General features: G+C 65.2%; 17 protein-coding genes. 6 read left to right on the top strand and 11 right to left on the bottom strand.

Translation table 11 applies throughout. The annotated features are described in order from the left end of the window. Positions 1 to 4: 4 nt before the first annotated feature. The 3 genes from flgA to flgF are packed head-to-tail and all read right to left on the bottom strand — an operon-like array spanning position 5 to position 2,682. The gene (flgA, locus tag Q8R73_RS07050; RefSeq protein WP_305718818.1) at positions 5 to 1,105 is read right to left on the bottom strand and encodes a flagellar basal body P-ring formation chaperone FlgA; all 1,101 of its coding nucleotides are present in this window, start codon (positions 1,103 to 1,105) and stop codon (positions 5 to 7) included. 8 nt (positions 1,106 to 1,113) lie between these two features. Next, positions 1,114 to 1,902 carry a flagellar basal-body rod protein FlgG gene (gene flgG, locus Q8R73_RS07045; RefSeq protein ID WP_305718817.1) on the bottom strand — a complete coding sequence of 263 codons (789 nt, stop codon included), beginning with the start codon at positions 1,900 to 1,902 and terminating at the stop codon, positions 1,114 to 1,116. A 15-nt stretch (positions 1,903 to 1,917) separates the two neighbouring features. Then, a complete protein-coding gene (gene flgF, locus Q8R73_RS07040; protein WP_305718816.1) occupies positions 1,918 to 2,682 on the bottom strand; it encodes a flagellar basal-body rod protein FlgF in 765 nt (254 codons plus the stop codon). Between the two features lie 363 nt (positions 2,683 to 3,045). Between flgF and fliL the strand changes: the two genes are divergently transcribed. The 6 genes from fliL to Q8R73_RS07010 all read left to right on the top strand — a co-directional run bounded on the left by fliL (position 3,046) and on the right by Q8R73_RS07010 (position 10,128). Then, positions 3,046 to 3,543 (top strand): flagellar basal body-associated protein FliL, encoded by a 498-nt coding sequence (gene fliL / locus Q8R73_RS07035; protein ID WP_305718815.1) that lies wholly within the window; start codon positions 3,046 to 3,048, stop codon positions 3,541 to 3,543. An 18-nt stretch (positions 3,544 to 3,561) separates the two neighbouring features. After that, complete coding sequence (gene fliM, locus Q8R73_RS07030; protein ID WP_305718814.1) at positions 3,562 to 4,764, top strand: flagellar motor switch protein FliM; 1,203 nt, start codon at positions 3,562 to 3,564, stop codon at positions 4,762 to 4,764. Next, positions 4,761 to 5,207 (top strand): DUF6468 domain-containing protein, encoded by a 447-nt coding sequence (locus Q8R73_RS07025; RefSeq protein WP_305718813.1) that lies wholly within the window; start codon positions 4,761 to 4,763, stop codon positions 5,205 to 5,207. The genes fliM and Q8R73_RS07025 overlap by 4 nt, the downstream gene beginning before the upstream one ends. Further along, complete coding sequence (locus Q8R73_RS07020) at positions 5,204 to 5,974, top strand: MotE family protein (protein WP_305718812.1); 771 nt, start codon at positions 5,204 to 5,206, stop codon at positions 5,972 to 5,974. The genes Q8R73_RS07025 and Q8R73_RS07020 overlap by 4 nt, the downstream gene beginning before the upstream one ends. A gap of 108 nt (positions 5,975 to 6,082) precedes the next feature. Next, the gene (locus Q8R73_RS07015) at positions 6,083 to 9,793 is read left to right on the top strand and encodes a tetratricopeptide repeat protein (RefSeq protein WP_305718811.1); all 3,711 of its coding nucleotides are present in this window, start codon (positions 6,083 to 6,085) and stop codon (positions 9,791 to 9,793) included. A gap of 164 nt (positions 9,794 to 9,957) precedes the next feature. Continuing rightward, the gene (locus Q8R73_RS07010) at positions 9,958 to 10,128 is read left to right on the top strand and encodes a hypothetical protein (RefSeq protein ID WP_305718810.1); all 171 of its coding nucleotides are present in this window, start codon (positions 9,958 to 9,960) and stop codon (positions 10,126 to 10,128) included. A gap of 120 nt (positions 10,129 to 10,248) precedes the next feature. Here Q8R73_RS07010 and Q8R73_RS07005 read toward each other — a convergent pair whose 3' ends face one another. The 8 genes from Q8R73_RS07005 to Q8R73_RS06970 form a co-directional block, all read right to left on the bottom strand. Further along, a complete protein-coding gene (locus tag Q8R73_RS07005; protein WP_305718809.1) occupies positions 10,249 to 12,606 on the bottom strand; it encodes a PBP1A family penicillin-binding protein in 2,358 nt (785 codons plus the stop codon). A 377-nt stretch (positions 12,607 to 12,983) separates the two neighbouring features. Further along, entirely contained in the window at positions 12,984 to 14,153 is a 1,170-nt protein-coding gene (locus tag Q8R73_RS07000; RefSeq protein ID WP_305718808.1) for an aminotransferase class V-fold PLP-dependent enzyme, read from the bottom strand. Continuing rightward, complete coding sequence (locus tag Q8R73_RS06995; protein ID WP_305718807.1) at positions 14,140 to 15,030, bottom strand: hypothetical protein; 891 nt, start codon at positions 15,028 to 15,030, stop codon at positions 14,140 to 14,142. Before Q8R73_RS06995 ends, Q8R73_RS07000 begins: the two co-directional genes overlap by 14 nt. A 70-nt stretch (positions 15,031 to 15,100) precedes the next feature. After that, the gene (locus Q8R73_RS06990) at positions 15,101 to 15,868 is read right to left on the bottom strand and encodes a hypothetical protein (protein ID WP_305718806.1); all 768 of its coding nucleotides are present in this window, start codon (positions 15,866 to 15,868) and stop codon (positions 15,101 to 15,103) included. Between the two features lie 78 nt (positions 15,869 to 15,946). After that, a complete protein-coding gene (locus tag Q8R73_RS06985) occupies positions 15,947 to 16,177 on the bottom strand; it encodes a hypothetical protein (RefSeq protein WP_305718805.1) in 231 nt (76 codons plus the stop codon). 4 nt (positions 16,178 to 16,181) lie between these two features. Beyond that, a complete protein-coding gene (locus tag Q8R73_RS06980; protein WP_305718804.1) occupies positions 16,182 to 16,637 on the bottom strand; it encodes a hypothetical protein in 456 nt (151 codons plus the stop codon). Between the two features lie 67 nt (positions 16,638 to 16,704). Next, positions 16,705 to 17,166 carry a hypothetical protein gene (locus Q8R73_RS06975; protein ID WP_305718803.1) on the bottom strand — a complete coding sequence of 154 codons (462 nt, stop codon included), beginning with the start codon at positions 17,164 to 17,166 and terminating at the stop codon, positions 16,705 to 16,707. Position 17,167: 1 nt separating this feature from the next. Then, positions 17,168 to 20,527: a CHAT domain-containing protein gene (locus tag Q8R73_RS06970; protein WP_371126048.1), complete on the bottom strand. Its 3,360-nt coding sequence runs from the start codon at positions 20,525 to 20,527 to the stop codon at positions 17,168 to 17,170. Positions 20,528 to 20,791: the final 264 nt, after the last annotated feature.

Below are 20,791 nucleotides of genomic sequence, written 5' to 3'. Positions count from 1 at the left end.
ACCATTACTCGGTTTTGGGAGACGGGGTGGAGGCGGCGTTGGCGGCGATCGCAACCAGCGCTGCCGCCTGGCTCGACTGAATCGACGAGGTCGTGTCGGAGACTTCGGGCAGGCGGGGCGCCGGTGCCACGATCGGGATTGCGCTGATCGTGACCTGGCCGCGGCCGGTGACGACGCCGGAGACGGTGCGCTTGGACTGCAGGTTCATCACGCTGACGACGTCGCCTTCGGTGCCGCCCTCCAGCGCCTTGCCGCGAATGGTGAGATGGAGGCCGACCGCCTGGTAGATCAGGACGACGGCCTGGTCCTTCTGCACCAGATCGGGTCTGGCGAGGTCGGCGTTCTTCAGGGCCTGGCCGACCCGCATCTGCCGGCGCGCCTGCATGCCGACGGCGCGGTCGCGCCCGGCGAGGTCGTTGCCGACTTCGGCCTTGGGACGGCGCTCGATCACCACGTCGGAAGCCTTGATCACTTCGTTGCGCTCGACGCCGCGCGCCAGGATGGCGGCCTCGACGGTCTCGATCGCGGTCCCGGTGAACCGCAGCCTGGTCGGACCGGCCGCGGTTTCGTTGGAGATTTCGAAGGTCACGTCGTAACGCTGGCTGCGGCTGTCGTATCGTGTCGAGATCGCCTCCATGGCGCCGGTGTTGGAGGCTTCCAGCCGCAGATCCTGCACGTCGCGGTCGAAGGTCAAGACGAGGTTGGCGGCATCGCCGAGCCCGTTCCTGTGCTGCAGCGCGCGGGCGATCGACGCCTCGATGTCCTTGCTCTCGAGCGTGCGGGCCAGCCGCGTGATCGAGATCTCCCGCAGATTGCGGGTGTCGACGCCGATCACCTGGTGCGCGCGCAGCGCGGTCAGCACCCGGTCCACCGGCATCGCGCCGGTGGTGCCGAGATCCGGCGCGCGGTAGATCGCGATCTGCGCCGCGGGGCCGGCATTGTCGATGACGTCGCCGATCAGCACCAGATCGCCGGTGACCGTGACCTCGGCGCGCAGCACCGGCGCGGCGAGGAAGTCGTCTCGGCTTTGCGCCGATGCGGTCGCGGCGGCGGCGGCGAGCAAGGCGAAGGCGAGGGCGAGGGCGAGTGAACGGGCTGACATCATCATCTCCCTCAGCGGAACATGTTGGCGGTGGACTGCATCATCTGGTCGGCCGCGCTGACCACCTTGGCGTTCATCTCGTAGGCGCGCTGCGCCGCGATCAGGTCGGAGATTTCGGTGACGACCTCGACATTGGCCTGTTCGAGGTTGGACTGCTGCATGTCGCCATAGCCGTCGGTGTTGGCGATGCCGTCCTGCGGCGCGCCGGAGGCCGGGGTGTCGGTGAACAGATTGTCGCCGATCGGCTGCAGGCCGGCCTTGTTGATGAAACGGGTCAGGCCGATCTGGCCGACCGTGACGGGCGTGGTCGATCCCGGCAGCACCACCGAGACCTGGCCCTGCATGTTGATGGTGAGGCCGGACGAATTCTGCGGAACGGTGATGGTCGGCTGCACCGGATTGCCCTGCGAGGTGACGATGCGGCCCTGCGCGTCCATCTGGAACGAGCCGTCGCGGGTATAAGCATAGGTGCCGTCGGGAACCTGGATCTTGAAGAAGCCCTCGCCGCGGACCGCGACATCGAGTTCGTTGCCGGTGGTCGCCAAGGTACCCTGGGTCATCAGCCGCGGTGTGCCGACGGTCTTGACGCCGCCGCCGATGTCGACGCCGACGGGCAGGATGGTGCCCTGATCGGAGGCTTGCGCGCCGACCCGGCGGACGTGGTCGTAGATTAGGTCCTGGAACGCGGCGCGCTGCTTCTTGTAGCCGGTGGTGCGCATGTTGGCGATATTGTTGGAAATCACCTGAACGTTGAGTTCCTGTGCCATCATTCCGGTCGCTGCGGTGTACATAGCGCGCATGGAATAAATCCTCTCTTATGCCGGTACTTCGGCGAGTCTCTCGATGGCGGTTTTGCGCAAGTCGCCCTGCTGCTGCAGCATCGCCGAGATCGACGTATAGGCGCGCGACACCTCGATCATCCGGCTCATCTCGACCACGGAATTGACGTTCGACTTCTCGATGAAACCCTGGTTCACCTTCGAGGTGGTGTCCGGCTGCGGTCCGACGCCGGCCTCGGCCGAGTAGAGGTTGGAGCCGTCCTTCACCAGCTTCTGCGGGTCGGCGAAACGGACCAGCCGCAGCTTGCCGCGCACCGAGTCGACCCGGTTGGTGCCTTCGAGCACGGTGACGTTGCCGTCGGCGGCAATGGTGACTGACTTGTCGGTCGGCTGCAGCACGATCGGGCCGGAGCCGCCGAGCACCTGATAACCGGAGGAGTTGACGAGCTGGCCCTGGTTGTTGATTTTCAGTCCGCCGTCGCGGGTGTAGCGCTCGCCGGCCGGGGTCTGCACCACGAGGAAGCCGGGGCCGTCGATCGCGACGTCGAGCGGGTTCTTGGTGAGCTCGGACGCGCCCTGCGAGAAATCCTTGAAGGTGCCGCGGTCCTGCACGAAGCTGATGCGGCGGTCACGGCCGACGAAATTGTCTTCATGCGCGCGCGAGGTGAGGAATTCCTCGAACAGCGAGCGGTCCGCCTTGAATCCGTTGGTGTTGACGTTCGCGACGTTGTTGGCGACGACGGCCATCTGCCGTTCCAGCGTCACCTGCCGCGATAGTCCGACGAGAAGGTGGTTCCCCATCGTATGTCTCCCCTCAAATGATCCGCGCGCTGCTCTCCCAAGCCCGGTTGCGGATCGTGCGAACCGCTTGGCTCTCCCAAGCCGCGGTTCACCAGCACCTCAGCGAAAGTCGTGCCAGTTGGGAAAATATCGATATTTGAACGGGTTAGGAGTTTGGCGGGGGTGCGCCAGGGCGGCAATAAAGGTTTGTTGACCATGTTGGCCCGGCAGTTTTTTCCTAGTTGGGGCTCCGCGGAAAGGTTCCGTTAACCATTATTACCCTAGCGTCACCATCAAGAGAGCGCGGGTGCGCCGGGGGCATTGGATCGCATCAAAGCCTGCCTCGCGGCATCGGGTTGGTCTCCTTAACGTGGCGGGCGGGCGATGGCAGACACTGAACAGGCCGATGGCGCGGATGGCGCTGAAGCAGTTGCGGCGCCGAAGGGCAAGCTGAAGCTGATGATCGCGATCGCCGGCGTGTTCGTCATCCTCGGCGGCGGTGCGGCGACCTGGTTTCTGTTCTTCCGGGGCGACAAGGGCGGCGACGTCAAGCAGGCCGAAGTGGCGGCGAAACCGCCTGTATTCATGGATGTGCCGGAGATGCTGGTCAACATGACCGGGGCGCCCGGCGAGCGCGTGCAGTATCTCAAGGTCAAGGTCGTGCTCGAGGTCAAGGAAGACAAGCAGGTCGAGGCGATCAAGCCGACGCTGCCGCGCGTCACCGATATCTTCCAGACCTATCTGCGCGAATTGCGGCCGGTCGATCTCAACGGTTCCGCCGGCCTGTTTCGCCTCAAGGAAGAACTGACCCGGCGGGTCAACGTGGCGATCGCGCCGAACGCGGTCAATGCCGTGCTGTTCAAGGAAATCGTCGTTCAGTGACGAGACGGATCTAGCATCATGGCCGGCAATCCCCTAGACGACCAGGACGCCATCGCCGCCCAATGGGAAGCGTCGCTGGATTCCGAGGATCCGGCAGAAGCTGCGGCCGCGGCCGCCGCCAACGAAATCTCCGGCACCATGGCGCTGCAATGGGCCGCCATGGTCGAGGACGGCAGCCGCGACTTCGGCGGCGGCAAGAACGGCGGCGAGCGGGTCCTGTCGCAGGAGGAAATCGACAACCTGCTCGGTTTCACCGTCGGCGAAGTCAACCTCGACGACAATTCCGGCATTCGCGCCATCATCGATTCCGCGATGGTGTCCTACGAGCGTCTGCCGATGCTCGAAATCGTGTTCGACCGCCTGGTGCGGCTGATGACGACCAGCCTGCGCAATTTCACCTCCGACAACGTCGAGGTCTCGCTCGACCGCATCACCTCGGTGCGGTTCGGCGACTACATGAATTCGATTCCGCTGCCCGCCGTGCTCAGCGTGTTCAAGGCCGAGGAATGGGAGAATTTTGGGCTCGCCACGGTGGATTCCAGCCTGATCTATTCGATGGTCGACGTGCTCTTGGGCGGCCGCCGCGGCCAGACCTCGATGCGCATCGAAGGCCGTCCCTACACCTCGATCGAGACCAACCTCGTCAAGCGGCTGGTTGAAGTCGTGCTGTCCGACGCCGAGCAGGCGTTCCGGCCGCTGTCGCCGGTGACCTTCTCGATCGACCGGCTGGAAACCAATCCGCGCTTCGCCGCTATCAGCCGGCCCGCCAACGCCGCCATCCTGGTGCGCCTGCGCATCGACATGGAAGACCGCGGCGGCAACATCGAACTGCTGCTGCCCTACGCCACCATCGAGCCGATCCGCCCGGTGTTGCTGCAGATGTTCATGGGCGAAAAGTTCGGCCGCGATCCGATCTGGGAAGGCCATTTCGCCACCGAGGTGGGGCAGGCGGAAATTTCCGTCGATGCGGTGCTGTACGAGGCCGAGATCCCGCTCAAGCAGCTGATGATGCTGAAGGTCGGCGACACCCTGCCGCTGGACATGCGCGCCGATGCGCTGGTCGCGGTGCGCTGCGGCAACGTCCTCTTGACCGAAGGCCGGATGGGGCGGGTCGGTGACCGCGTCGCCATCCGTGTCACCAAGCAATTGCGCAAGCCCAATACCACCTTCGCGATGTTCGAGAAGGCCGACGAGCAAACCAAGTTGATGGAGGCCCAATGAGTCATTCATTCGGAATTGTGATCGAGAGCCTGGTGGCGATCCTGCTGCTGCTCACCATCGGCTATTGCATGCTGCTGAACACGCGGCTGAAGCGGCTGAAGGCGGACGAGCATTCGCTGAAGGCGACGATCGGCGAACTGATCACGGCGACCGAAATCGCCGAGCGGGCGATCGGCGGCCTCAAGCACACCGTGCGCGACGTCAACGAGAATCTCGGCAACCAGCTGACCTCGGCGGCGCAGATGTCGCAGCAGTTGAAAAAGCAGCTCGCCGAAGGCGACAATGTGATCCGGCGGCTGTCCAGGATCGCGATCGCCGCGCGGCCGCTGGCGGAGCCGGAGGCGGCGCCGGTGGCGGCTCCCAGGGCATCGTCGGCCAAGGCGGTCGCCGCGGCGGCGCAAGCGTTCTCCGAACGCAGAAGGTCTGACGGCCTGGCGGCATGAAATCCTTCCGCGACATTCGCGTCATTCCGGTCGTCCTGATCGCGATCCTCGGCCTCGCCGTGCTGAAGGTCGCGGGCCTGGTGCTCGATGGCGGCTACGTGTTCGACCACCAGCAGAAGCCCGCGAAGAAGTCGTGGGCGCAGGAAACCTTCAACTTCCCGTCGGCAGGCAAGGGCGATCCCGCCGACATCACGGGGTCGGTGGCGGCCAAGAAGGACGAAGCGCCGAAGCCGGCGGCGCCGGCCACGGAGCCGCCGAAGCCCGACGGCGTCGTGGTCTATCCCGAGCAGACCGCGCCGGTGTCGGCATCGGAACGCGCGATCCTGGAGCGGCTGCAGGCGCGGCGCCAGGAACTGGAAGCGCGCGCGCGCGAAATCGACATTCGCGAAAGCCTGCTGAAGTCGGCCGAAAAGCGCATCGAATCCAAGGTCGAGGAGATGAAGGCCGTCGAATCCCGGATCTCGACGGCGACCGGGGCCAAGAGCGAGATCGACGCCGCCCGCTTCAAGGGCATCATCACCATGTATGAGGGCATGAAGCCGAAGGACGCGGCCAAGGTGTTCGACCGGCTAGAGATGCCCGTGCTGTTCGAGATCGCCTCGCAGATCGCGCCGCGCAAGATGTCCGACATCCTCGGCCTGATGCAGCCGGAATCGGCCGAACGGCTGACGGTCGAAATGGCCCGCCGCGCCGGAGCCGAGAAATCCCCTGTGGTTGTCGATCTCCCCAAGATCGAGGGCAAGGTGCTGCCGCAAAAATCCAATTAATGCGGATAATTAACAGGCCCTTAATGCGCCGATTCTAGGATTCAGCGGCGCGGGGCAAAGGGTGTCCCGCCGCGAACGGATCGAACCAAGCTGAAAGACCCGGTTGGAATGGCGCGAATGGCTGCCGCTGGATTCTGGTCGCGAGGCCGCGCTTGCGCGCGGACGGCGCGGCTGTGTCTCGGCGGCTGGCTGCTCCTGATCGGCCTGACATCCGTTGCGTTTGGCCAGAACGAGCCGGTCAAGGGCGAGGCGACGTTTTCGGCCTCGGGCGGTTTCGCCCGGCTGGTTCTCAAGCTCGCCGAGGATGTCGAGTCCCAGGTGTCGACCGCCGGCTCCATCCTCGTGATCCGGTTCAGGCGCCCGGTGGATATTCCGGTCGACCGGCTGTCCGATGCGGTGCCTGATTACGTCGGATCGGTGCGGCGCGACCCCGATGGCACGGCGATTCGGCTGTCGCTGTCACGCAAGGTGACCGTCAACACCATGACCGCCGGCGAGCGCGTGTTCGTCGACCTGCTGCCCGATACATGGAGCGGTCAGCCGCCGGCACTTCCCGCCGAAGTGGTGCGCGAATTGTCCGAACGCGCCCGGGTCGCCGAGCGAGCCCTGCGCCAGCAGCGCGCGACCCAGGCGGCGCAAAAGCGCCCGCCGATCAGGGTTCGCGCCTCGGTGCAGCCGACCTTCGTGCGCTTCGTATTCGAAATGCCCGATGGCGTCAGCGTCTCCAGCGTGCTGAACGACCAGCGGCTGTCGCTGTTGTTCAACGCCGCGCTCTCTTTCGATCTCGCGGACGCCAAGCTGGCGCTGCCGCCGAACATCGCCTCGATCGGCCAGAAAATCGAAAGCGAAACCTCCCTGGTGGAGGTCGTGCTGATCGGCGATGTCGATGTCCGCTCCTTCCGCGAGGAGAAGAACTACATTATCGACGTTGCTTTCCAGCAGGCGGAGAAAACACCGGCGCCGCTGTCTCCGGTTGCCGATGCATCGCGCGCCCCGGCTCCGGCCGCATCTGTGAGAACTGCGGAGCCCCCGGCCTCCCGTCGCCCCGGCGAAGTCGCGCCGCTGACCTCGGAAACTTTCGCCCGGCAGGCCAATATCGAGATCAGGCCCGATCAGCCGGCGACGGCCGCGCCCGGGTCCGAACCGCCGCCGGCGCCGCAATCCAACGCGATGCCCATGCAGGCGGCCGCCGCTGTGGTCGCAGCCCCGGAAAAATCAACGACGGCCGCCGCCGCGCCGCCGCCGGAAACCCCGAAGGTGGCGCAGGCGCCAGCCAATGTGTCGCCGGAGGTGATGGCCTCGCCGCCGGTCAATGTTAATCCGCCAGCCCTTGACCCGCCGCCGACGGTGCAGGCGCCGCCGGCCGGTCCAGGCCCCGCCACGGTCACCGCCAGGCGGGACAGCGACGCGCTGCGCGTGACGTTCGCGTTCGCAGCGGCTACGCCCGCGGCGATGTTTCGCCGCGCCGATACGGTGTGGCTGGTGTTCGATTCGCTGCAGTCGGTCGATGTCGACATGATCCGCTCCAGGGGCGGCGCGCTGATCGCGGATGTCAGCCGGTTGCCGCTGGACACGGGGCAGGCGATCCGCATTCGTCTCAACCGCCCGCAAATGCCTTCGCTGACCGGCGACGACAAGGGAGGCGCGCACTGGACGCTCACCTTTGCCGACACGATGCAATCGCCGCAGTTGCCGCTGGCGGTGTTCCGCAATATCACCGATCCCGCGCGGGCCAATGTCACCGTGCCATTGGCGAGACCCGGCCTGTTGCACCGGCTGATCGATCCGGAAGCCGGCGATACGCTGCTGGTGGTCACGGCGTCGCTGCCGGTTCGCGGCCTCATCAAGCAGCAGGATTTCGTCGAGATGTCGCTGCTGGAATCGATCCACGGCGTCGCCGTGCATCCCAATTCCGAGGACGTCGTCGCCGAGGTCGCGCCCGACAGGGTCATCATCGGCCGCCCCGGCGGCCTGACGCTGTCATCGGCCGACGTCGGCTCCGAGCGCGCCACAACCGCGGTGCGGCCGATTTTCGACGTCGCCGAGTGGCGGAAGAATCAGGCGGGGGGCTTCATCGCGCGCCAGGATGAGCTGATCGCCGCCGCGGGGACATTGGAGCCGGCCCAGCGCACCCAGGCCCGGATCGACCTCGCCCGCTTCCTGATGTCACGCGGGATGTATTGGGAAGCCAAGGGCGCTGCCGATCTCGCGCTTGCCGACGCCAAGCCGGGGTCGGAGGATTCGATCGCGCTGATGGTGCGTGTGGTCGCGAATATCCTGATCGGCCGTCCCGAGCAGGGGCTGAAAGACCTTGCCAATCCCGTGATCGGGGCGAACTACGATTCTCAGCTGTGGAAGGCGCTGGCCCTTGCGCGTCAGGGCAAGTGGGCGGAAGCGCGGGAGAAATTCAAGAACGTCGAATTCGCCATTACCTCGCTGCCGATCGAACTGCAGCGCATCGTGATATCGGACGCGATGCGCGCGTCGCTCGAGGTCAGGGATTTCTCCGGAGCCGCCAAACGCGGCAGCGACCTGCAGGTCGTCGGTGTTCCCCCGGAGATGAAAGCGGCGACGGCGGTGCTGTTCGGCCGGCTGGCCGAGGCGCTCGGCCACGACAAGGACGCGCAGAGCGAGTACAGGGTCGCGATCGAATCTTCTGACCGCGCCGCCGCCGCCGAAGCCAGGCTGCTCGATATCATCCTGCGCCAGCGCCGCGACGAGACCAACCAGACCGACGCCTTGCGCGAACTGGAGACGCTGTCGGTGCTGTGGCGCGGCGACGCGGTCGAGGTGCGGGCGCTGCAGATGATGGCGCGGATCTATACCGATATCGGACGCTACGGCGAGTCGCTGGCGGCGGCCCGGGCCGCCACAAGGCTGCAGCCGAATTCGGAGATTTCGCGGGCCAGCCAGGATGCGTCGGCGGCGTTGTTCGCCCAGATCTTTCTCAGCCCGAAGGGCGATGATCTTCCCCCGGTCGAAGCTCTGGCGATGTTCTACGAATACAGCGAGTTGACGCCGATCGGACGGCGCGGCGACGAGATGATCCGCCGGCTGGCGGACCGGCTGGTCGCGGTCGACCTGCTCGATCAGGCGGCCGAACTCCTGCAATATCAGGTCGACAGGCGGCTGGAGGGCGCGGCCCGCGCCCAGGTCGCCGCGCGGCTGGCCATGGTCTACCTTACCGCCCGCAAGCCGGACCGCGCGATATCGGCGCTTCGCACCACGCGGATCGCGGACCTTTCCGGCGAACTGCGCACGCAGCGGCTGCTGCTGGAATCGCGCGCCCAGAGCGACGTCGGACGCCATGCCCTCGCGCTCGACATCATTTCGAACATCACCGGCCGCGAAGCGATCCGGCTGCGCTCGGACATCCAATGGGCGTCGCGGAACTGGCGCGAGTCAGCCGAGCAGATCGAACTGTACTACGCCGACCGCTGGCGCGACTTCAGACCCCTGAACCCGGTGGAGAAGGGCGACGTGATCCGCGCGGTGGTCGGCTACGCACTGGCCGAGGACGCCATCGGGCTGGCGCGCTTCCGCGAGAAATACGCGCCGCTGATGAGCGGCGAGGCCGATCGGGCCGCGTTCGAGACCGCGAGCAAGTCGAGTGGGGCCAGCAGCGCCGAATTCGCCCTGATCGCGAAAATGGCGGCCAGCGTCGATACGCTCGACGGCTTCCTGCGCGAAATGAAGGTGCGTTTCCCCGACGCCACCGCCCGGGCGCCGCTGTCGCCGGAAACCGCCAAGGGCGAACCGGTCCACACCGGCGCGCTGCCGCGCATCATCGGATTGACCCGGGCCGACGCGAAGCGATAGCGCGTCTCGCCAGTTGTCCCTGTGGCTTCAGCCCGGGATCATCGGCAACGGCAGGGGAACATTTTTCGTATCCGTGGTTGTCCTAATATCCGCTCTTGAAGCGTCATGTTGTTGCCAGCTGTGGCGATCATCCGGGTTGCGGATTTTCGAAGAAGGGAAGAGCCTTGGCTGACCCGCACCAAGTGAATTCAATCATTGCCACAGCGATCTGCGACTGCCGCAGAGATCATCCAGATGGCCGGATCGATCCCGGAGAGGCAAAGCAAATCGCCAAACGCATTATCGAGGAACTCTCAAATGCGGGCCTGAGTATCGTGCCGACCGCTGAAGAATGACTGGCGCGGGTTGGCTCGGCGGATCTGCCAACCGGAACGCCAACACCGGCGATATCGAAACGGCTGCACCGCGCAAGACGGCGTAAGCGATCATCCGCAAGACATCGCAGGCTGCTGCAGTCACATATTCCGCCAGATTCCAACCCGCGCGGACCTCGCTTCGTCTTCTGAGGCCAGCAATTCCGCGGGCGCGTCCGGCGTTGCGCGGGCGCCTCCGGCGCTGAGAATGATCTGCGACAGGTTCTGCCCATCGACGCTGCATCGGTGCCGGTCCGGCATGCCGCTGGGCTCGCAAACCACTTCCCGCCGCCGGAGAAACCGCGCGAGCGCCCGGATCGCGCGTCGATCATCGTCGCCGAGAATGCCCTCGAGCTGTATTTTCCGGCCGCGAATCGCAAGGGTGGCGAGATCGACGACGCTTGCAGGTCCCCTGACGCCGGTATCCGTGCCGGCCGCAGCCGTCGCATTGGCGGCAGCGTTGGCGGGGGTCAGCGCGCTTCCCGGGGTGAGCGCGTCGGTGTTTCGTCCTGCGACCCGAGAGGAGGATTTGGACACGATTGGCAGAGCCCGGCCGACGAAATCGCGCCAGATGTTGGCCGGAAGATCGCCGCCGGTGACGCGGTTGGTCGGGGTGTTGTCGTCATTGCCCACCCAGACGCCCACCACGAGATCCGGCGTAAATCCGATGAACCAGGCGTCGCGGTATTCCTGGGTGGTCCCGGTCTTGCCGCCAACCGCGACATTTGGAATGCGCGCCGCCTTTCCGGTGCCCTCGTTCACCACCGACTGCAGCATTTCGGTCATCATCGCCCGGGTGGCGCCCAATTGGCCGGTGACCTCGCTGCCACCCCCGGGTTTGGTGTAGAGCGCCTGCTGGGAATTGCCCGCAATCGAGCGGATCGAATACGGCTCGATCGCCTGAACCCCCGCGGCGACCGCGCCATACGCGCGCGTCATCTCCAGCAGGGTCACTTCGGCCGAGCCGAGCGCGAGACTCGGCACCGCCGGCAGTGTCGATTGCACACCCATGCGTTTGGCCGTGTCGATCACCGCCGGCGTACCGACCTCGTCGCCCAGTTGCGCGGCCACCGTATTGACGGAATTCGCGAACGCGTTGCGCAGCGTCATGCTGCCACGGAAGCGCCCGCTCGAGTTTTGCGGCTCCCATTCCCCGATCTGAGTCGGCTTGTCGACGACGACGGACTGGGGGGTGTAGCCCCGTTGCAGGGCCGTCAAGTAAACGAACAGCTTGAACAGCGATCCGGCCTGGCGTTTGGCCTGCGTGGCGCGGTTGAACTGGCTGGCTTCGTAATTACGGCCGCCGACCATGGCCAGCACGGCGCCATCCCTGCCGAGCGCCACCAGTGCCGCCTGCGAGACGTTCTTCCTGGCGCCCTCGGCCTCGAAGCGGCGCTCGATGACACCTTCGGCGAGCCTCTGCAATTCCAGGTTCAATGTGGTGCGAAGCGTCAGATCGCCCGATGCCGAGCCGAGCAGCCGGCGAACGTCGCCGGCCACCATATCGACGAAATAATTGGTGCCCGGCGGCGTTTCCGGGGGCGTTCGCAGATTGACAGGTTCGCCGCGAATGGCTTCCGCCTCGGCGGCGGTCAAGACCTCGGTTTCCACCATCGTTTGCAGCACGGTCTCCTGCCGCTCCTTGGCTCCGCCGAAATTGCGGGTGGGCGCAAGTTGCGACGGCGCCCGGACCAGGCCTGCAAGCATCGCCGACTCCGCGGGCGACAATTCGCCGGCTTTCTTCCCGAAATACCTTTTGGCGGCTGCGTCGATGCCGTAAGCGCCGGCACCGAAATAGGCGGTGTTGAGATATCGCAGAAGGATGTCTTCCTTCGTCAGCTGGCTCTCCAGCCACAGCGCCAGAAGTGCTTCCTGGACCTTGCGGCGCAAGGTGCGTTCCTGCGAGAGAAACATCAGGCGCGCGAGCTGCTGCGTGATGGTGCTGCCGCCCTCGCGCGTACCGCCGGCCTGCGAATTTCGCCACCCGGCCCGCAATATGCCGCGAAGATCGATGCCGATGTGGTCGAAGAACCGTCGATCCTCGATCGCCACAATCGCCTGGGCCAGATGCGGTGGCATATCCTCGGCCGTCAACCTGTCGCCCTTGAACACGCCGCGGGCGGCGAACACCTCGCCCTGGGCCCCTTCGAACGTCAGTGCGCTCTGGGTTGCCTCGACTTGAAGCCCGCCCGTGATCGGCAAGGTCGCGACGCAATACAGGATGTAGGCGGTGAAGAACGCCAACACCGCCCCCAGCGACGCCGCGAGATACTTGCCCGGCAGATTGACCCGAGGCAGCCGCCCGCGCATTTTCGTCAGGGCAGGCCATGATTGATGCCGCCAGTGCTGCAGCCGGGATCCCGGGTCGAAGTCCTGCCAACGCGTATTGCCCGTCGACGAAGCCAGTTTTGCCTTCAATCCGGTCCAGCGACTTCCGAACGAAGCGCCCGACGCGCTCACGACCGTTCGACCATCGCTCCACCAGGCTGCTGCCCGGTTTGCCGCCTGGCGAAATGTTGCTCTCACCAAAGCGGCGATCTGGCGCGCAAGCGTGCGAAACGAATCGCGAATAAGTCCCGGCGTAACCGGGGCATCCTGTGATGCCGAACCGGGATCAATCGGGGATTCGATCGTTTCGTGCTGATTCGGTGGGCTTGTCATGTTCGGTGGTCGAACAGCTTTCAGGATTGAAAGGCCATGTCGGCTGGGAGCAAGCAAGACCGGGGCTCGAAAGCAACCGGCCGTGAAGAGAATGCGCGGGGAACCGCAGAGTTCCCTCGCAAAGCGCACGGTGTCGCCCGCATAACAGCGCGTCACCCTGTCTCGGCTTCCGGTGGTTAATCCCGCAACCTTCGGCCCAGCGCCGCGACAAAACGGTCGGCATCGGCCTCGTCGTTGAAGACGTGGGGCGAGACGCGCATGCGGCCGAGCCGCGGCGCCACGTAGATGCCCTCGGTGCCCAGCCCCTCGGCCAGCGCTTTGGCCATTCCGTCCTTGAATCCGAGACACAGGATATGCGGCGCCCGCACGCGACGCTCCGGCACGCCGACGCCGAGTTCGCGCACGCCTTCGGCGATCCGTTCCGTCATCATGGCGAGACGCGGCGCAATGGCCGCGGCGCCCCATTCGGCGATCATCTCCATGCCGATCGATGCCATTTCGAGCGAGACAAAATGATCGCGCTCGCCCATGTCGAAGCGGCTGGCATCGTCGACATAGCTCGTGTCGGAGAAATAGACCGCGTTCTCGGCGCGCACATCGCGGCGGCCGGCGGGCGTCTGCTCCAGCGGAATGCCGCCCTGATGACGTTTGGCAACGTAGAGGAAGGCGCGGCCGTAAGGACCGAGCAGCCATTTATAGGTCGGGAAGATCACGAAGTCAGGGTCGAGTTCTTTGACGTCGAGCGGCAGCACACCCGCACTTTGCGTCGCGTCGATGAGGAAGAGGGCGCCTTGCCAGCGCAGCGCGATCGCCACCTTTTCGATGTCGATCAGGCCGCCGTCGGACCAGTGCACCGACGAGATCGATGCCAGCGCCACCGCAGCCGCGCCCGGTCGCTCGACGGCGGCTGAAACCGCCGAGGTCCAGTCGCCATCGCCGGGCTGGCGGATCGTCTCGACGACAAAACCCTGCGCGTCCGCGCGCGCCTGCCATTCCAGTACCGGCGAGGAGTGATCGTTTTCCAGCACCAGCACGCGCGTGCCACGCGGAATCTCGACCAGCTTCGCGGCCGTCGCCACGCCGTAACTGATCGAGGGGATCAGCGCGATGTCGCCGGCATCGGCGTTGATGAGCCGGGCGGCAGCGAGGCGCGCGCGGTCATGCTGGCGGCCGGCGAAACCGGCGTCGAGCGTCCACGGACGGCCCTTGCGGCCGACCGCATCGCGGCCGGCTTGCAGGGTTTTCAGCGGCAGCGGACTGTAGGAGGCCGAATTCAGGTAGCAGATGTTGCGCGGGATATCGAACAGGTCGCGTTGCGACGGCAGCATCGTCTCATCGCCCGTCATACTGGTCCGGTCCCATCGCCCAGTCCCAATGATCATGGCCGTGCGCATAGGTCCGGTTGGTCGAGGCCGGATTGCGGTTGACCAGCGGCCGCAGATACATCGGGTGGGTGGCGCTGCGCACCTCGTGCTCCACCGTGAACAGATGTCGGCCGTCGGCGAGATCGACGATGTCGCGAAAGCGGTACTGGTACGGATTGTCCTCCTGCGAGACCAAGCCGCGCTCCAGCAGCCGGCGATAGGGGCCGGAAAAATTCGTGATGTACATCTGCACGTGGTGGCCGTCGTAATCCGGCAGCGCGCGGTCGGTCTCGCGAAACTGCAGATACTGGTCCTTGCCCATCCTGGCCCGCGCCACGGCGCTGTCGCCGTGGTCAAGTTCGGCGGGGATGTCCATGATCCCGGGATAGAAATCGGCGATGGCCTTGGTCGTTCCGACCGGCACATCGAACTCGACATAGGGGATACCGAGCGTGATGCGGCCGAACCGCGCGGCGTCCGGCTCATAACAGCGCACGCGATTGCCCCATGGACATATCGCCTCGACATGGTCGTTGTGCTCGCTGAAGGCGAAAGCGGTGCCGCTGAGCTTGCCGGCGACGGCCGCGAGCCGGGCGAGCAGCGCGTCGCGGCCCGCGATGACGATGCCGGTATGGCCGCGCAGGACCTGCGGCGGACCGCTCGGCAAATGAAACTGGCTGCGACCGACATTGATCCACATGTTGCTGTCGGACACCATCAGATAGGGATCGCGGGTCAGCCCGAGGCCTGCGACATAGAACAGGGTCGCCAGCCGCTGGTCGGGTACCTGGACGTTGACGTGTTCGAGGTGGATCGAGTTGCCGAGATCCTCGGCGGCGCGGTCGAATGGCGGCTGCATGGATGCGGTTCCCCGATGCGTTTTGTCGCATCATAGGCAACTGCCGCGTCCTGATGCAAATGATGCAGGATCAGCCTCCGATGATGCCCTTGAGGCCCGTATAGATCGAACCGGCGGCGGTCGTGATGACGCCGCCCAGCGGCCCCGCCGTCTGCATCAGATCGTGAATACGCCGCGCGCGGCGGCGCAAACCTTCCTCGCCGACATGCTGGCCGAGCGATCGTGCGATGCGGAAGGCGCCCGCGCTGGGCTTTCCGCCCGACGCAATCGTCGACGGCAGGATGACGAACAGCAGCATGGCAAGGATGTTGCCGGTGAGAAATGCGAGTGCAATGCTGAGCCCGTATTCGAACGACTCCCGCCACTCCAGAAAGGTCGTGGGAATGATCGGCACGTTGTCGATGATCCCGATCACCGTGAGCATCCCGCTGACACTGAGGAAGGCGATCAGCGCACCGAGTCCGAACGCGCTGCGGGCGCCGATCTTGCTGATGAAATAGGCGGCCATTCCGAAAGGCAAGGGGATGGCAAACGATGCGAGCCGCAAATAGAGCGGAGGGACGTTGAAATGTATTGTCACCAGATAGTGCGCGACCAGCAACAGAAGCACCGCGGGTAGTACATACACCGCCGCATAGAGCGAGATAAAGCGGGCCGGCGCATCGCGCAGCGCCAGTCGCGTGTTGAGGCTGTCGAGCCGGCGCTGCATGCGGTCGAGCTCGCTGACGAGGTCCTGAATTTCGAGAATGACCGGCCTGACGACGCGCAGGTCGCGCCCGCAATCCTTGCAGACGACGGCTTCGTCCTTGATTGTTTCGGCACAGAACGGGCACTCCATCAGAGGTCGCGTCCGGGTCGCGGCAATGCGCGGCCGAGCGGCGGCAGCGGAGCAGTTCGCTGAATCCGCCCGGCCATCTCAGGCGCCATCTGCATCGGGGTTTTTCCCTGTCCGTCGCCGGCGCGAATTCAACCGCGCTTCCTTCTCGGCCAGTTCATCCCGCAAGCGGTCGCGCATCCGGATGAGATCCTCGTGCTCCTTGCGGAGCGATTCCGGAATTTCGGTCTCGCGGTTGCAGGTCGGACAGACCGGCGCTTCCGCCTCCTTGTCCGACAAACAGAACGGGCAGCGCACCGTTGACGTGCTCATGCTTTCACGGTTCGACCTTCAGCACGAAGTTCGCCGTGGCTGCGCGGCCGTCCGAATCCTTGATGTCGATGCGGACCATGTGATCGCCGGGCGGCAGTTCGGCTGCCGGCACGTCGATTCCCGTTGCGTTGACGAACGGTTTGATCCGCGGGGTCAGGTCGACATTGGGGGTGCGCAGATAGGTCGCCTGCACCGCATCGACATCGATGGTGGATCCGCCATAGGTCTGGAACTTGAGTTGCAGCCGCACCGGCGAACGGATCGCGCCGGCCGGGGGCACCAGTTGAACTTTCGGGCCGCGGGTAACGCCACGCGCCGACATTGCAATCGCGCCTTTTGGCGGCGGCAATTTCGCCTCTTCGGTCGTGATCAACACGACATCGGCGGCCGGCGCCGGCTGCGACGTCACCAAGCCGGTCAAAACGCAGATCGCCAAACCGGCGGGTCCAAGCAAGCGCATTGCAATCCTCCATTTCAATATCAACTCACTCCGGCGCCCGGCCACAGTGAAAGCAAATCCGTACTACCTATCGTGTCGCCGCAGATGTTACCGCGGCCGAACGCCATACGCACGCCCGCACGGCCCAGGAGATCGACAACCGGCACTGCTCGATGAAGCGATCCGGAGGGCCGCCGTCGCTCTGCATGCGGTTTCGAACGCATGCCTGAACCATCGGGCGGCCTACCGTCTTGCGGCAGTTCTCCACAAGCTGCGGAACGGTCCGCTGGATGCAGGCCCGGACGGCGGGAATGGCATCGGTCCGGCAGGCTCGAACATAGTTTCGCGGCTTGCCGCCCTGGTGCTGCACGCGCGATCGAACGCAGGCCTGCACGATCGGCTTGCCGACCGTCGCGCGGCATTCCTTCACGGCGCTCGCGCCGGAATGCGCGGCCGCCCGCGGCGGCATCACCATGGCGACGCCTGAAATCACCAAACCACCCGCAACCACCGCCAGCAGCCGCTTGCGTCTGCGAAAGCCGCCAGCCATTTCAACGCTTCCCGCCGTCACCGATGATCGTATAGGGCGCCCAGAACAGGGGATGCGCATAGGAAAACTCGGTCTTGCCCGCGGCATCGACGTAGCCGGGGCCGTCGACCATCGCCATCATCGCCTGCCGCAGCGCCTCGCCGCGCGTCAGGCCCTTGTCGTCGGCCTGGCGCTTGAACAGGTCGGTCACCAGTTCGCGCGCCGACTGCGAATGCACCGACCAGTTCGTTACCAGCAAGGCGCGCGTGCCGGCGTAAAAGAACGCGCGTCCGAGACCCGAAGCCGCTTCTGCACCGGCGCCGGCGCCGGCGCCGGTGTTGCAGGCTGACAGCACCACCCAGTCGGCATCGAGCTTCATCGACAGGATCTCCGACATCGTCAACAGCCCGTCTCCCTCGCTGCCGGAAAGGCCGGGCGCCGACAGGGCGAGCGCCGGTTGGGTCAGGCCGTTCAACTCGCCGGGTACGAGGCCGTGGGTCGCGAAAGCCAGCACCTTGAACCCCGACAGGTCCATCGCCTTGACGGCCTTCTCGTTGGCGTCCTTGCCGAGATGGAGCACCTTGGCCGGATCGGCCTGCAGCGCCAGCGCAATCGACCTGAGTTCGTCCGCCGTATCCGGCAGCCGCGGCAGCAGCGCCAGCTCGGCGCTGTCGACCCCGTCCAGCTTGGGGCTGTTGCGACGCTTCAGCGGCACGCCGCGGGTCATCGCGGCCGAGGCATCCGCCAGCTGCACCGGGGCGGGGCCATCCGCCTCGGCGGCCTGCTCCTTGCTGAAATAGGGGTCGCCGAACGCGATCAATTCGCTGCGCTCCGGCTTGCCCGGAGGTAGTTTCCGCAGGGTTCGCAGCGCCGCCGACGACGGCACCATCGTCACGGCATGGGTACGCGCGAGCCAGGGCACGTCGCGATAGCTCGCGAACAGCGGTTCGTCATTGGCCTTGATCTCGGCCGGCGCCGTCGGCAACAGCGGCAACGGCAGCAGCCCGAGTGCGCCGTTGGTCACGACGATCAGGCTCTTGGCCGATTTCCAGCCGGCTTCGACCGGCTTGAGCAACAACGAATAGAGTTCGTAGCCGAGCGCGACGTCGAACGCGGGAATGTCGGAGATCATCGCCGCATTGGGCTCCAGCGCCTCGCGCAGCTGTCGCACCTTGCTCTCGATCTCGCGGGCAGGCAGCTTCACCGCCGCGAACGTCACCGGCCCGTCTTTCGGGACAGCCCATACGAAGCTGCCCCGCCGTCCGAAATAGAACGAGAGCATGGCCTCGCCCGGCGCCAGTGTCTCCTTGATCTGCTCGACCGTCGGAGGCCTCGGGTCGATCAGCTCGGCATAGCTCGGGAATTTTCTGTTGATTTCCTGCCGCACCTTGTCGCGATCGGAGCGCAGCTTGTCGACCGAGGCGTTGGTGGCCTTGACGACCTTGTCGTCGCGCGCATTCGAAGCGAGCGCGTTGTTGAGGGCGCCCAGCTGCGCATTGATCTGCTTGCCGAGATCCTGCTCGCTGCGCACCAGTTCGGCGAGCGCGGGATCCTTTGCCACGCTGCGCGCACTCGAGGCCGACAGCGCCTTTTGCACCGATTGGCCGCGAATCGAATCCGCCAGTGCAAAGGTTTCCAGCGAGACTTCGCCGGTGGCGTTGTCGTTGTTCTTCGCCAGCATCGCGATGTAGGCTTCGATGATGTTCTGCAGCCGCTGGCTGCGCGCAGCGCTGACCGTGTCGTCGTCATCATCGGCGTTCTCGCGCGAGGCCGCCATCAGGATCGGGATCGCCGCCTTGAACTCGCGGGTGGCTTCGGCTTCCCTGCCGGCGTAGGACAGACCGACCGCCAGCGTGCCGCGCGCCGCGGCGGCATCGAAATGCTTTTCGCCGACCCGGCCGACTTCGCGTTTCAGCAGTTCCTGGGCCGCGGCGATGCCGGCTTCGACCTGGCCCGAAGCATACAAGGTGGCAATTCGGGAGCCGTTCAGTTCGAGCACCTGCCTGCGGGCCGGTTCCCAGCTGGCGATTGCCTTGTCCAGTTCGGCATAGACCGCAGCGGCTTCAGTGGTCTTGCGCTGGAAGTTCAGAACTGCGCCCAGCTGCGACAGAATCTGCGCGCTGAACTGGGTGCCGTCTCCAATGCCGACGGTGCGCTGAATGTCGAGCGCCGAGCGGATCAGCATTTCCGCATCTGCATAGCGGCCCTGTTCGACCAGAATTCCGGCAAGACCCATCACATAACGCGTCGTCAGCGGATTGTACTTGCCCTGGGCTTTCAGTCGCGCCAGCAGTGCGCTACGCGCGTCGACCTCCGCTTCGGCGAGCCGCCCCTGCTTCGCCTTCATGCGCGCGGCATTCAGAAGATCGCTATCCGCAAACTGGCTAACCTGGGATTCCTTCGGGCCATAATCGATTTTCTTGAGATCGGGGATCCAGGCTTTCCGGTAATCCGCAGCCTTTCTGTATGAAGCTTCCGCCTCGCGATATAGTCCGCGCGCTTCGAAGATCGTCGCCCGCCCATTCTCGAAATCAGCTTCCCAGCCTCGGCCCCTGACATTGTAGGCCTCCCGCTTCTGCGGAATGCCGCTGGTTCGCACATCCGTCAGGTATGCCTGCATCCGCCGCAGATAACCCTCGGCCTGCACGATGTCACCGCTCAGGATCAGCGCCTGCATGATGTTCCGGCTGGCGCTGAAGATATGCCCGCCCATGCCCCGTACGTTCTGCGTCTCGCGGATCATTTGCTGAAACATCTCGACGGCTGTCTTCAAATCGCCCACGGACTGCTTCTGCAACGCAACAAACCCGCGAAGACGCTGCTTCAGCAGCGGATCACCGCCATTTCCGGCGATGCCGAGACCCTTCTCTCCGTCGGCGATGGCGTCCGCATAGCGGCCAAGGACCGACTTTGCATTCCCGCGGTCAAAATAGAATTCCGCCAGATCGGAGACCGAGAGTCCTTTTTCCGGCTCGTCCTCTGCCTCTTCCCTGAGTTTGGCGAGTGTCGCCGGATCGGGCTTCTCGTTGTCGAGAACGGCGGTAATGTCGGCAATCGTTCGCGGCGGTGCGACGAACCCGGCGGGCAGCGCGTTGCCAAGATCGATCGCCTCCTTCTTCGTCTTGCCGTCGTCGATGGCGATCGCGACATTGGCGCGGCCGTTGGCCTTGTTCATCGCGGCCATCATGCAGGCGCGCACCGTCGGACCGGCCTTGGCGCGGCAGGCGGCCCGTAGTTGCTCTCCGTCCGGTCCCCGACCCTTGCCGCCCATGCAGGCCTGGACGAACGGCCTGCCGACCGTCTCACGACAGGTCGCCTGGGCCTGCTCCATCGAAAGTGCGACCGCCAGATCCGGGATCATTGCGAGGCAGCAGGCGCTCAAGAAGGTATTCAACCGCCGGCCAAGGCCGGATCGACCAACATTCGTGGCCGTGCTGAAAGGCGACATGAAAAAGTCCTCGATAAAATACCTGGCCGGAAGCCGATCCGTATCGCCAAAACAGACAACGCGGAATTGATCGGTTCCGGACGGCCCCCGGGGGGACCGTACCGGCGTGAATACAATGACCTTTTATGCCGTCCGGCAAGGAAAAAACGGCATTCGGCGTGCGTCGCCCCGGGAAGATGAAGCCAGCGACGGTCGACG

It is taken from the genome of Bradyrhizobium sp. (assembly GCF_030697065.1).
In the GTDB taxonomy this organism is placed as follows: domain Bacteria; phylum Pseudomonadota; class Alphaproteobacteria; order Rhizobiales; family Xanthobacteraceae; genus Bradyrhizobium.
This window is presented reverse-complemented; position numbering and strand designations above follow the sequence as displayed.

Bases quoted from the DNA above. Each gene is read 5' to 3' on its own strand.
- Q8R73_RS07000 (WP_305718808.1), bottom strand. From the start codon at position 14,153: ATGACGGGCGATGAGACGATGCTGCCGTCGCAACGCGACCTGTTCGAT.
- flgA (WP_305718818.1), bottom strand. From the start codon at position 1,105: ATGATGTCAGCCCGTTCACTCGCCCTCGCCCTCGCCTTCGCCTTGCTC.
- Q8R73_RS06985 (WP_305718805.1), bottom strand. From the start codon at position 16,177: ATGAGCACGTCAACGGTGCGCTGCCCGTTCTGTTTGTCGGACAAGGAG.
- flgG (WP_305718817.1), bottom strand. From the start codon at position 1,902: ATGCGCGCTATGTACACCGCAGCGACCGGAATGATGGCACAGGAACTC.
- Q8R73_RS06995 (WP_305718807.1), bottom strand. From the start codon at position 15,030: ATGCAGCCGCCATTCGACCGCGCCGCCGAGGATCTCGGCAACTCGATC.
- Q8R73_RS06975 (WP_305718803.1), bottom strand. From the start codon at position 17,166: ATGGCTGGCGGCTTTCGCAGACGCAAGCGGCTGCTGGCGGTGGTTGCG.
- Q8R73_RS06980 (WP_305718804.1), bottom strand. From the start codon at position 16,637: ATGCGCTTGCTTGGACCCGCCGGTTTGGCGATCTGCGTTTTGACCGGC.
- fliM (WP_305718814.1), top strand. From the start codon at position 3,562: ATGGCCGGCAATCCCCTAGACGACCAGGACGCCATCGCCGCCCAATGG.
- Q8R73_RS07015 (WP_305718811.1), top strand. From the start codon at position 6,083: ATGGCGCGAATGGCTGCCGCTGGATTCTGGTCGCGAGGCCGCGCTTGC.
- Q8R73_RS07020 (WP_305718812.1), top strand. From the start codon at position 5,204: ATGAAATCCTTCCGCGACATTCGCGTCATTCCGGTCGTCCTGATCGCG.
- Q8R73_RS07025 (WP_305718813.1), top strand. From the start codon at position 4,761: ATGAGTCATTCATTCGGAATTGTGATCGAGAGCCTGGTGGCGATCCTG.
- flgF (WP_305718816.1), bottom strand. From the start codon at position 2,682: ATGGGGAACCACCTTCTCGTCGGACTATCGCGGCAGGTGACGCTGGAA.
- fliL (WP_305718815.1), top strand. From the start codon at position 3,046: ATGGCAGACACTGAACAGGCCGATGGCGCGGATGGCGCTGAAGCAGTT.
- Q8R73_RS06990 (WP_305718806.1), bottom strand. From the start codon at position 15,868: ATGGAGTGCCCGTTCTGTGCCGAAACAATCAAGGACGAAGCCGTCGTC.